The sequence below is a fragment of the Janibacter sp. DB-40 genome, from assembly GCF_029510815.1.
GTDB lineage: Bacteria > Actinomycetota > Actinomycetes > Actinomycetales > Dermatophilaceae > Janibacter.
Genome location: NZ_CP120360.1, coordinates 751,375 through 763,060, shown reverse-complemented (window position 1 = coordinate 763,060; position 11,686 = coordinate 751,375). Strand labels below are relative to the sequence as shown.

9 protein-coding genes are annotated in these 11,686 nt (G+C 74.4%); 4 read left to right on the top strand and 5 right to left on the bottom strand.

Features of this window, described 5'->3' with window-relative positions; all coding sequences use genetic code 11:
• Position 1: 1 nt before the first annotated feature.
• On the bottom strand, positions 2-931 hold the full coding sequence (gene nudC / locus PVE36_RS03740) for an NAD(+) diphosphatase (RefSeq protein ID WP_277454666.1): 930 nt from the start codon (positions 929-931) through the stop codon (positions 2-4).
• 87 nt (positions 932-1,018) lie between these two features.
• Between nudC and PVE36_RS03735 the strand changes: the two genes are divergently transcribed.
• Positions 1,019-2,680 (top strand): phosphotransferase, encoded by a 1,662-nt coding sequence (locus tag PVE36_RS03735; protein WP_277454665.1) that lies wholly within the window; start codon positions 1,019-1,021, stop codon positions 2,678-2,680.
• Positions 2,681-2,748: 68 nt separating this feature from the next.
• Here PVE36_RS03735 and PVE36_RS03730 read toward each other — a convergent pair whose 3' ends face one another.
• The 3 genes from PVE36_RS03730 to PVE36_RS03720 all read right to left on the bottom strand — a co-directional run bounded on the left by PVE36_RS03730 (position 2,749) and on the right by PVE36_RS03720 (position 9,173).
• Positions 2,749-4,428 carry a 3'-5' exonuclease gene (locus PVE36_RS03730; protein WP_277454664.1) on the bottom strand — a complete coding sequence of 560 codons (1,680 nt, stop codon included), beginning with the start codon at positions 4,426-4,428 and terminating at the stop codon, positions 2,749-2,751.
• Between the two features lie 66 nt (positions 4,429-4,494).
• Positions 4,495-6,021 carry an ATP-dependent helicase gene (locus tag PVE36_RS03725; RefSeq protein WP_277454663.1) on the bottom strand — a complete coding sequence of 509 codons (1,527 nt, stop codon included), beginning with the start codon at positions 6,019-6,021 and terminating at the stop codon, positions 4,495-4,497.
• A complete protein-coding gene (locus PVE36_RS03720) occupies positions 6,018-9,173 on the bottom strand; it encodes an ATP-dependent DNA helicase (RefSeq protein ID WP_277454661.1) in 3,156 nt (1,051 codons plus the stop codon). Before PVE36_RS03720 ends, PVE36_RS03725 begins: the two co-directional genes overlap by 4 nt.
• 159 nt (positions 9,174-9,332) lie before the next feature.
• Here PVE36_RS03720 and PVE36_RS03715 point away from each other — a divergent pair, with 159 nt between their 5' ends.
• The 3 genes from PVE36_RS03715 to PVE36_RS03705 all read left to right on the top strand — a co-directional run bounded on the left by PVE36_RS03715 (position 9,333) and on the right by PVE36_RS03705 (position 10,676).
• Positions 9,333-9,989 carry a TetR/AcrR family transcriptional regulator gene (locus PVE36_RS03715; RefSeq protein WP_277454660.1) on the top strand — a complete coding sequence of 219 codons (657 nt, stop codon included), beginning with the start codon at positions 9,333-9,335 and terminating at the stop codon, positions 9,987-9,989.
• Positions 9,990-10,032: 43 nt separating this feature from the next.
• Positions 10,033-10,251, top strand: a complete 219-nt coding sequence (locus PVE36_RS03710; protein WP_277239619.1) for a DUF3107 domain-containing protein — start codon at positions 10,033-10,035, stop codon at positions 10,249-10,251.
• Positions 10,252-10,409: 158 nt separating this feature from the next.
• A complete protein-coding gene (locus tag PVE36_RS03705; RefSeq protein WP_277454657.1) occupies positions 10,410-10,676 on the top strand; it encodes a GlsB/YeaQ/YmgE family stress response membrane protein in 267 nt (88 codons plus the stop codon).
• 191 nt (positions 10,677-10,867) lie between these two features.
• Here the strand turns inward: PVE36_RS03705 and PVE36_RS03700 are convergent, their stop codons facing one another.
• Positions 10,868-11,569 carry a ferritin-like fold-containing protein gene (locus tag PVE36_RS03700; protein WP_277454655.1) on the bottom strand — a complete coding sequence of 234 codons (702 nt, stop codon included), beginning with the start codon at positions 11,567-11,569 and terminating at the stop codon, positions 10,868-10,870.
• Positions 11,570-11,686: the final 117 nt, after the last annotated feature.

Sequence of the window (11,686 nt, the reverse complement as noted above, 5' to 3'; positions counted from 1 at the left end):
GTCAGCGGGGGCGCAGCCCGTCGAGCCGCTCACCCAGCCAGCGCTCGACCAGGCGGGCGGCGATGGAGAGGCGACCGGCGGCCTTCACCCGGCCCGCGGCCACCTCCGTGCGGAACTCCTCCCGGGTGAACCACCGGGCCTCGGCGATCTCGTCCGGCTGGCAGACGAGGTCGCTCGTCGTGGCCCGCGCCGTGCACCCGAGCATGAGGGAGGCGGGGAAGGGCCAGGGCTGGTCGGCGACGAACTCGATGTCGTCCACCTCCACCGAGGTCTCCTCGAAGACCTCCCGGGCGACCGCCCCGGCGATGGTCTCCCCCGGCTCGACGAAGCCGGCGAGCACCGAGAACCTCCCCTCCGGCCAGCCGATGTTGCGCGCGAGCAGCAACCGGTCGGAGGCGTCGGTGACGGCCATGATGACCGCGGGGTCGGTGCGCGGGTAGTGCTCGGAGCCGTCGTGGGGGCAGCGGCGCACCCACCCGGCCTCGACGACCTCGGTCTCCTGCCCGCACCGCGGGCAGTACCCGTGGCGGGCGTGCCAGTTGCTCAGGCCGAGCGCGGTGGCGAAGAGCACCGTCTCCTGCGCCGGCAGGTCGGTCGCGACATCGCGCAGGGTGACGAAGGGGGCCGCGTCCAGCCGTTCCTCGCGGTCCACCGGCGGGCCCGGGGTCTGCGGGTGGCACGCCGCGAGGTGGGCCACGCCGTCGAGACGGCCGAGGTAGAGCAGGAGCGAGTCGGCGTCGGCGGGCTCCGGCGGCCGACGCAGCAGGACATCGTCGGGGCGAAGGGAGGCGCGCCCCCCACGCAGCTCGACCACGCTCGTCGCGGGGTCGGCGAGCAGCCGGTCGAGCAGCTCCGGGTCGGCTCGTGACGCGGCGTCGCGGTCGATAGCCGAGTGGGACATCGGCAGGTCGCTCAGGGGGTCGTGGTCCACGTCGCCACCCTACGGAGGTCAGGAGCGGCCCGCCCCGACGGGCGTTGCTCCCGCGATCCGGGGCCCGGGCCTCGTACGGTGGGGAGCGTGACCTCTCGTGGACCGTTGACCCTCGCCGCGCTGGCCAGCGCTGCCGTGCCCGGCCTCGACCCCGACACCGTTCAGGGGGTGGTGGCCTCCGGCCCCGCCGACGCCGTCGAGGTTGCCTTCATCCAGGACCGCGAGCACCGGCGCTGGGTGATCCGCTGCCCGCGCACCCCCGCCGCCTCCGCGCAGCTGGAGCGCTCCGCCGCGCTGCTGGCGGTGCTCGCCCGCCGCCTGACCATGCCGGTGCCGGCGGTCAAGGGCTGGGCCGCACTGCCCGAAGGGGGCCGCGCCGCCGTCCACTCCTACCTCACCGGACGCCCGGTCAGCCTCGAGGGCATCGAGCCGCGGTCCGCGCTGGCCCGGGGTCTGGGTCGGGCCCTGGCGCACCTGCACAACCTCGACGCCCGCATGTACGAGGAGGCCGGGGTCCCGGTCTACGACGCCTCGGGGTACCGCTCGCGCCGGCTGGCCGAGCTGGACCGGGCGGCCGCCACCGGCCGGGTACCCACGGGTCTGCTCGCTCGCTGGGAGCGGGTGCTCGACGACGAGTCGCTCTGGACGTTCACGGCCACCCCGACGCACGGTGACCTCGCCGACGGCACGATCCTCGCGACCCCGGACGACGGCGACGGTCCGGACATCAAGGCCTTCCTGGGTTGGGAGTCCGCCCAGGTGGCCGACCCGGCCGACGACATCGCCCCGTTGCTCGCCGCGATGGACCCGGAGGCCTTCGACACGGTGATGGAGGCCTACGCCCACACCCGCGTCGAGCGGCCCGACCGCAACCTGCACCGCCGCGCCGAGGTCGTCGGCGAGATGCAGCTCGTGCGCACGATGATGTCTCTCGTCGCGGCGGGCGACCACGAGGGCGCCGAGAGGTCCGCCACCCGGCTGCGGCGCCTGGACGAGCGGATCGCCCGGGAGGAGGACGAGGCCGCCCGGTTGCACGGCCCGTCGACGAAGGGGGCCCGCGGCCCCTGGAGCGGGGGCACCGCTGCCAACGGGGACACCGCCACGGACACCGGCCACGGCACATCAGCCGGCACCACCACGAACACCGACCACGGCACATCAGCCGGCACCGACGAGGGCACGGCCACGACCCAGCCGGTTGCCACCGGCGCCAGCGAGGACATGGACAGGACCCAGCCGGTCGCCACCGGCACGAGGGGGACCTCCGCGGAGCCGAGCGGGACCGAGGACGACGATGCCGTGCAGGTCGAGCACCCGGCGAAGGTCACCCCAGTGGCGCGGGACGGGGACGACGCGGCCGACGCCGACGCCGACGACACGGCCGCGGCGGAGACTGCCGGGCCGCGCACGAGTGACCCGGACACCGCGGAGTCGGCGACGGCAGGCGCGCGGCCGGCGACGGCAGGCGCGCGGCCGGGAACGGCAGAGACGACCGGCCGGGAGACAACCAGCCCCGACACCGCTGGTCCTGCCCGGCGCGAGCCGGAGGACACCCCGGATTCCGACGAGCCCGACACCAATCCGGGCCTGCGGGTGGTCCCGGACCCCGAGACCCCGGACCCCGAGACCCCTGCCACCGAGACCCCGGCGCCCGCGACGGGCCGGGCCCGGCGCGACGAGCACCAGACGGCCGAGATCGTCCCGATCAACGACGACGACGACGATGACGTGGTCCCGCCCCGGCGCTGACGCCGGCCCGACGACGGCGTCCCCGCCCGCCGGCTCGCATCCCCACCACCGTGGTGGCGCCGCCTGCCTCAGTCCGGGCTGACCACCGTCCCGAGGAGCCGGACGACCTCGTCCTCGTCGAGCATCGTCGGACGGGTCGTCACCCCCGTCGCCGCGTGGAAGAAGGCCCCGTGCACGCGGCCGGGATCGATCCCGCGCCAGCGGGCGTAGGCGATCCGGTAGGCCGAGAGCTGGACGGCGCGGACGGCCCGCTCCTGCCCCGTGGGGGGCCGGCCCGTCTTCCAGTCGACGACCGTCACGCCCCCGTCCTCGTCGGCGAAGACGGCGTCGACCCGACCGCGGATCGCGTGGCCGCCGATGATCGTCTCGAGGGAGAGCTCGACGTCGAGCGGCACGCGCTCGGCCCACTCGCTGGCGAGGAAGTTCGCCTGCATGTGCGCCAGGTCGGCATCGCCGAGGTCCTCGTCGGCACTGCCGGGCATCTCGAGGATGTCCACCAGCCCCGCCCGGGCGTAGTGCTCCTCGACCCAGGCGTGGAAGGCGGTGCCCCGCCGACCCGCGACCTGCGGCGGCCCGGGCATCGGGCGACGCAGGTCGCGCGCGAAACCCTCGGCGTCCCGGGCGAGAGCGACCAGCTGGGAGGTCGACAGGTGCGCCGGCAGCTCGACCGAGGCACCCGCGCCGCGGGCGGCCCTGCGCTCCGTCCGCTCCGCCAGGAGCATGCGTATAGTCTCGTCGAGCTCGTCGGCGCCGGCCGCTGGCAGGAGCGAGGGGTCAGACCCGTGCTCCATCGCCTGACGGGCGGCCGCGAGTGCCGGGCGATCGACGTGCTCGTCGGTGACGGGCCAGGTGACCTGCCGGGCGACGGCCAGCGCGGGGTTGCCCTCGTCCTTGGTCTCGGGCATCTCGGCCCAGTCGACCCGGTCGGCGACGTCCATCGCCCGCACCTCCTCGAGGAAGCGTGAGGGCAGTCGCGGGGTCTGTCCCGTCGGCCCCCACACCCACGAGCTGAGCAGCAGCCGGCTGCGGGCGCGGGTGCACGCCACGTACGCCAGCCGCCGCTCCTCGAGCAGGCTGTGCTCGCCGTTGCGGGCGACGAAGTCCTTGACCTCCCGCTGCAGCGCGTCCCGCTCCCCGAGGGAGAGATCCAGCTGCGGGAGCCCCTGCGTGTCACCGCGCAGCGGGTAGGGCACCCCGTCCAGCCCGGTGAGCCAGCCGGCGTCGTTGACCTGGCCCAGGCGCCACACGCCGTCCTTGAGGCTCGCCCGGGAGTTGTGCGCCGGGAGGACGCCCTCGCCCAGACCCGGGACGGCGACGATGTCCCACTCCAGGCCCTTGGCTGCGTGGCAGGTGAGCACCTGGACCGCGTCCTTCGTCGGCTCGACGACGGGCGCCTCGAGCCCGCGCTCCTGCTCGACGGCGGCCTCGATCCAGTCGATGAACCCGCCCAGGGTCGGACGGTCCGCACTCGAGGCGAACTGCGCCGCGACATCGGCGAACGCGTCGAGGTGCGCCCGCGCCGCCGCCGGGCTCCACCCCGGTCGGGAGAGCACCTCGATGTCGACACCCAGCTCGCGCTCGGCCTCGGCGACGAGGTCGGGCAGCGGTGAGCCGGTGGCCCGGCGCAGGCGCCGCACCATGTCAGCGATATGGTGCAGCCGGGCCAGGGCCGTCTCGGAGATGCTCTGGCCAGCGCCGCCGCTCCACCCGGGCTCGGGCAGCTGCTCGAGGGCGTCGACGATGGTCACCTCGTCGTCGGGACCGGGTGGGCCACCCCTTCGCCCTCCGCCGCGGCGACGGACTGGCGGCCGAGCTCACGGGCCCACGCCCCGAGCCCGTCCAGGTCGGCCGGGCCGAGCATGCCGGGCGGTCCCGTGAGCAGCCGCATCAGGCGGTCGCCGCGGGCCGGGTCCTGCACGACGGTGAGCAGCGCGACGACGTCGGCGACCTCCGCGGTGAGCAGCAGCCCCCGAGACCGACGACCTCGTAGGGGATGTCGCGCCGGGCCAGCGCCTCGACGACGAGGGCGAACTGGCTGCGCTTGCGGCAGAGCACCGCCGCCGTGTGCCGCCCGTCCTGCCGCCGGTCCGCGATCCAGTCGGCGACGTCCTGGGCCTCCTGCGCGGCGGTCTCCACCCGCAGCAGCTGCACCTGACCGCGCTGGGCGCCGGGACGGGGACGAAGGGGTCGACCGGCACCGCGCTGACCTCCCGGAGGGGGCCGGCCACCCGGTTGGCGACCTCGAGGATCACCTCGTCGTTGCGCCAGCTCGTGGACAGCGGCCGTCGCGGCGCCTCCTGCCCGTCGGTGGCGAAGGAGGTGCGGAACTCCTTCAGCGTCGTCGCGCTGGCCCCGCGCCAGGCGTAGATCGACTGGTTCGGGTCGCCGACCGCCGTGACCGCGGCGGGACGCCGTCCCAGCGGGGCGAAGAGGGCGCGCATGAGTGCCAGCTGGGCCTCGGAGGTGTCCTGGAACTCGTCGAGCAGCACGACCTTGAAGCGGGCGCGCTCGGCAGCACCGATGTCGGGGAACCGCTGTGCCAGCTGGGCGGCGAGCGACATCTGGTCGGCGAAGTCCATGACCGAGCGCTCGTGCTTGACCTGCTGGTACCGCTCGACGATCGGCAGGATGAGCCGCTGCTCGGTCAGGGGGGTGATGACCCTGGAGCGGAACTCCTTGGTGAAGGCCTTGCCGGAGGTCTCGACCGCGTCGAGGTGCCGCAGTGTGCCGGCGGCGAAGTCCTCGACGTCAGCGGGGGTGCGCAGGTGCTCGGCCAGCTCGCCGGAGAGCGAGACGACGGCATTGGTCACGGTCGACTCGACCTTGTCGATGTCCGCCATCGGACCGTCCCAGGCCATGACGACCTCGTGCGCGAGCTGCCAGGTCGCGGCCTCGGAGAGCATCCGCGAGTCCTTCTCGTAGCCGAGACGCAGGGCGCCCTCGCGCACCAGTCGCCCGGCGTAGGCGTGGTAGGTCGAGATCGTCGGGGCACCGCCGAGGCCCTCGGCCTCCTCCGGCTGGGGCGGTGTCCACACGCCGCTGCGCTCGAGGCTGGCCAGGCGGCGGGCGACCCGCTCGGCGAGCTCACCGGCGGCCTTGCGGGTGAAGGTCAGACCCAGGACCTCCTCCGGCGCGACGAGGTCGTTGGCCACGAGCCACACCACGCGGGCGGTCATCGTCTCGGTCTTGCCCGAGCCGGCGCCCGCGACGACGAGCAGCGGCTCGAGCGGCGCCTCGATGATCGCCTCCTGCTCCGGCGTCGGCGGGAACTCCTGGCCGAGCTCCCGAGCGAGGTCGCGGGCGCTGATGGTGGGGGCGCTGATCGTGGGGGCGCTCGTCACAGTCGCCCTCCTTCCTCGTGGGCGGGGCAGGACGAGCGCACGGGGCACACCCGGCACGTGGCGTCCTCGGGCCGGGCGACGAAGCTCGCGGCGGCCATGCCCTCCGCGGTCTCCTCGATGAGCTCGTGCACCCAGCGGGGATCGTCGCCGTGGGCGAGGGGGTCCTGCTGCTGGACGGCCTTGCCCGAGGTGTAGGCCTTGCCGAGCTGGACGAGCGCCGCTCCGGCCGAGCTGCTCCCGTGGTCGGCGAAGCCACCCTCCTCGATCGCGACCTGGTAGGCCCCCAGCTGGGGGTGCCCCTCGACCTCGGGGCCGGTGGGCGCGCTCGAGCCGGTCTTGTAGTCGATGACGCGCAGGCGTCCCTCCTCGTCGGCCTCGAGGCGGTCGACGCTGCCGCGCAGCACCGCCCGCCCGAGGTGGACGCGGAAGTCGGCCTCGGTCGCCACCGGTCGCCAGCCCTCGCTCGCGGCGCGGGCGTGGTAGGCCGCGAGCCAGTGCACCATCTGCTTGGCCCGGGCGAACTTCTGATCGGTGACCCACCCGGGCGGCATGCCCAGACTCGCCCAGCGCTGGTCGAGCTCGGTGAGGAAGGCCTCCTCCCCCGCGTCCCCGAGCTCGTGCGCGATGTCGTGGATGAGGGTGCCGACCTCCATCGACGTGGAGCGCACCCCTTCGCCACCGGCGGAGGTGAGCAGCCAGCGCAGCGCGCAGTCACCGAAGGACTGGACCTTCGACGGGCTCACCGAGACGCTCGCCCCGTCGGCACGGACGGGCCGGTCGTCGCTGAGGTCGCGCAGGGCCCACCACGCGGCGGGATCGGCGCCGGGGACACCGGCGGCCCGCAGCTCGGCCAGCCGCGCGACGGCGTGCGCGACGACCGCGTCGTCCTCGTCGGCCAGGCGCTGGCGCAGCGTCGCCACGACGCCGGTGAGGTCGAGCGGGGCGGGGACGTCGCTCGGCTCGCGCCGGCTCCCGTCGTCGGGCCGCGGGTCGACGAGGTCGAGGTAGACCGAGGGCTGCTCGTCCTCCGCCGCGACGGCGGTGACCAGCACGCGCTGCCGGGCCCGGGTCAGCGCGACGTGGAACAGGCGGGTCTCGTCGTGCCGGACGGTCGCGGCCGCCCCGGCGCCGGTGCCGTCGCGCCCGGTGACGACGTCGACGAGCCGCTCGGACCCCAGCAGCGAGCCGCGCTGGCGCAGGTCCGGCCACACTCCCTCCTGCACGCCGGCGAGGACGACGGTGTGCCACTCCTCGCCGGCGGCCGACTGCGGCGTCATCAGGGCGACCGCGTCCGGGTCGGGGCTCTGCGCGGCGAGCGAGTCGGCGGCGACGGCCTGGCTCGCGACGGCGTCGAGGAAGGAGTCCGGGCCGGAGGCCGGCAGGGCGTCCTGGTGCGCGGCCGCGGCGTCGAAGAGCGCGACCACCGCGTCGAGCGCGGCGTCGGCGCGTGCACCGGCACCCCCGCCGGACAGCGCCGTGGCCTGCCACCGCTCGGCGACGCCCGAGGCCTGCCACATCTCCCAGAGCACCGCCTCGGCGCTGACCCCGGGGGCCCAACCGCTCCCGTCGTCGTCGAGCGGCGCCACGGTGCGACCGGCGGCGAGCACCTGCGCGACCCGGTGCAGCGGGGCCACCTCGTCGCCGACGTGGGCCAGTCGGTCGGGGTCGAGGACGAGCCGGGACAGCAGCTCGTCGCTGCTGCGGGTACCGCCGGCGGCGAGCTCCTCGCGCCGCAGGGCCCGGCGCAGCCGCCGTACGGCGACGGCATCGGCTCCCACGAGCGGGCTGGCGAGCAGGTCGACGACGGTCGTGACGTCGGGCGCCTCCAGCCGGCCACGGGCGAGGTCGACGACGAGGCCCAGCAGCTGCAGGAGCGGGCGGGCCGCCGGCTCCTCGCGCAGCGGGACCCGCCGGGCGTCGGCGTCGACGGGGACACCACGGGCGGCGAGGACCCGGCGCAGGGTCGACTGCCTGGCGGCCCCACGCACGATGACCGCCATGTCACGCCACGGGACGCCGTCCCGCAGGTGGGCGGCCCGCAGCTCGTGGGCGATGAAGGCGGCCTCCTGCGCGCCGGAGTGGAGCACGTGGGCGGCGACGGTCCCCGGCCGGTCGGTCGGGGTGGACCACCGCTGGACTCCGCCCCCGAGGGCAGCGATCTTGGGCGTCACCCGGGCCGCTGCGGCGTGGACCGACTCCGGCAGACGGTGCCCCCGCCCCAGGAGGAGGACCGGGCCCGTGCGCCCGGGCCACTCCCCGACGAGGTGGTGCGGGTCCGCCCCCCGGAAACCCTGGACGGTCGCATCGGGGTCGCCGACGAGGACCAGGTCGACCCCGCCGCCGGTGAGCGTGCGCAGGAGCCGGGCGGCGGGCGCGGTGAGCTCCTGGGCGTCGTCGACGACGACGGTGCGGATGCCGGCGCGCACGCGGTCGCGGGCCTCGCCGTCCACCTCCAGCAGCTCGGCGGCCGCCGTCAGCACCCACGCGGGGTCGAAGGCGCCCGGACGCGACAGCGCGGTCACCTCGTCGTACTCACGGGCCACCTGCGCGGCCGCGACCCACTCGGGCCGCTCGTGGGCGGCGCCGAGCGCGGCAAGCCCGTCAGGGTCCACCCCGTGCTCGATGGCGCGCATGAGCAGGTCACGCAGCTCCTCGCGGAAGCCGCGGGTGCGCAGTGCGAGCTCGAGGTCGCCGGGCCAGTCCGGTCGGGTCCCGCCCTCCTCGTGACCGGCGAGCAGCTCACCGAGGACCACGTCCTGCTCGGCGCCGGAGAGCAGCCGGGGGGCGGGCTGGCCGAGCAGGGCCGCCTGCTGGCGCAGCACCGCGAAACCGAGCGACGGCATCGTGCGGGCCAACGGCTCGGTGGTCGCCCCGGTGAGGCCGGCGGTCACCGCGTCACGGGCCGCTGCGGCACCCAGCCGGGTCGCGGAGACGAGGAGGACCTCCTCGGGGGCGCACTCCCCCTTCGCGATCCGGTCGAGCACCGAGGCGACGGCGACGCTCGTCTTGCCCGTCCCCGGGCCGCCGAGCACACGCACCAGGTCGCCGCGGGCGGCGACGGCCGCTGCCTGGTCCTCGTCGGGGCGCACCACGGTCCCCGCCTCGCCGGTGACGGGAGCACGGAGCTGCACGGTCGGGATCTGCACTGCCACGGGACCATCCCATCACCGGTCACCGACAGCCGTGCGCGGGGAGGGCCGGGGCCCGCCGTCCGCACTGCGAATGCGTGTGCCGCATCGTCCGTACCGCTAGGTAGGATCGTGTGACCCACAGCACCCAGTGGGTCGTCCACGCCCCGGAGGAACCGCATCATGAGCCCGACCGCGCCCGGCGCCCGAGTCCAGCGGATGCCGCGTGCCCAGCGCCGCGCCCAGCTGCTCGACGCTGCACTCAACGTCTTCGTGTCCAAGGGCTACCACTCGGCGGCGATGGAGGACATCGCCGACGAGGCGGGCGTCTCCAAGCCGGTGCTCTACCAGCACTTCCCGGGCAAGCTCGACCTCTACCTCGCGCTGCTCGACACCCAGTGCGACCACCTCGAGGCCCTCGTCCTGGAGGCCCTGGAGTCCAGCAACGAGCACGAGGAGCGGGTCTACGCGACGGTGCGCGCCTTCTTCGCCTTCGTCGCGGACGAGGGCGGCGCCTTCCGCCTGATCTACGAGTCCGACCTGACCAACGACCCCAAGGTGCGTCACCGCCTCGACGCGCTCGAGGCCCAGCTCGGCGACGCGATCGCCCAACGGATCATGCAGGACACGACCCTGCCGCAGGAGCTCGCCGAGATGCTCGGGCTGGCGATGTCCGGCGCCGCGCAGGTGATGGCCCGAACGTGGCTCGCCCACGGCGACCAGTTCTCCCAGGAGGTCGCCGCGCAGGCAGCCGGTCACCTGGCGTGGCGGGGCATCGGCTCCTTCCCGGTCAACCGCATGGGCACCGACCCCGCCCCGGAGACCGAGTCGGGCAAGTGACACGATGGCACGCACAGCCAGCCCCACAACCCAAGGAGTGACCGTGGAGGTCAAGATCGGCGTGCAGAACGTCGCCCGCGAGCTCGTCCTGGACGCGAGCGGCACCGAGGACGAGATCGAGACCGCGGTGAAGAGCGCTCTCGACGGTGGTGCCCTCGTGCTCACCGACGACAAGGGCCGTCGCGTCATGGTCCCGGCCGGTGCGCTCGGCTACGTCGAGGTCGGCGAGCCCAGCCGTGGACGGGTCGGCTTCGGGGCCTGAGTCCCGCACCACGAGCGGCTTGCCGGGCCGTTCGACGCCTTCCTGAACGTCGCAACTTGCGTCACTCCAGCCACTCGGACACTGTTGATCGGGAACGGACCCACACGGGTCCCGAGCGCGTCCACCCATCCGTGGGGGCGCAGAAGGAGTGATCAACTGTGTGGACCATCATCGTCACGATCATCGTCGGCGCCATCATCGGTGCGCTGGCACGCCTAGTCCTTCCCGGCAAGCAGAGCATCTCGACCCTCGTCACGGTGATCCTCGGCATCCTCGGATCCCTCATCGGGTCGTGGGCCTACACCGCGCTCTCCGGTAACGAGACGACGAGCGGGATCGACTGGATCGCCTTCATCCTCGGCGTGCTCGTCGCCGCGGTCCTCATCGTCATCTACGGGATGGTCGTCGGCCGCAAGCAGGTCTGAGCCACCCGCGCACGACGAAGGGCGCCATCCTGAGGAGCTTGCTCTGCAAGCGTCTCGAAGGGCGCTGTCCTGAGGAGCTTGCTCTGCAAGCGTCTCGAAGGGGGCCCGCTGACTCAGCGGGCCCCCTTCCGCATGTCGTGGCGGCGAACCGCACCTCGAGGAGGTGCGCCCGGGGGAACGTGCGGTCGAGATCAGGCGGACAGGCCCAGGCGCCCCATGCGCAGCTGGTGGCGGTCGGTCAGCCGCTGCATCAGCTCGCCGACCTCGTGCAGCGTGGCACCGGGCCGGTCGTGGCTCAGGCCGAGCACCAACTCGCTGAGCGCCTCCCGCTCCGCGGCGACCACCTGCCCCTGGGTGAGCGCCTCGCCGACGAGCCGCCGGCCCCACAGGGCGAGCGGCCCGCCGCGCCGCGGCTCCTCGGCGATGCCGCTCCGCACCGCCGTGACGATCGTCTCGACGTCCCGGTGGCTGGTGCTCGCCTGCTCGATGATCGCGCGCGATTCCTCCTCGACGTACCGCGAGATCTCGAGGAAGAAGTCGGTGGCGATCCCGTCCCCGATGTAGGCCTTGACCAGGCCTTCGAGGAGGTTCCGGGGACGGGTGCGGGCGTGGTAGGCGTCGAAGGCGGGCCGGAAGGGCGCCATCGCGGCGTTGGGGTCACCACCGAGCTCGACGATCCGGTCGGTGAGCAGCTCGTGGTTGTGGAATTCCGAGACCGCCATCCCGGCCAGGGCACGCTTGAGGGCGAGATCATCAGCCATCTCCGAGTCCGCGGCCATCCGGGTGAAGCCCGAGATCGCGCCGTAGGCGATCACGCCGAGCAGCTCGATCGTGCCCTCCCGCTCGCGCTCCCCGAGACCCCCGGCGGACGAAGGAGTTACCTGCTCGCTCATGCCCGCAGCCTAGTGCGCGCCCCGCGCGTGCGACTGGCCCGCCGTTCGGCGGGTAGCATGGTGGTGACCAGCGGTGCCCGGTCGGCATCCTTTCCGGCTGGACGAGACGTCCGGCGC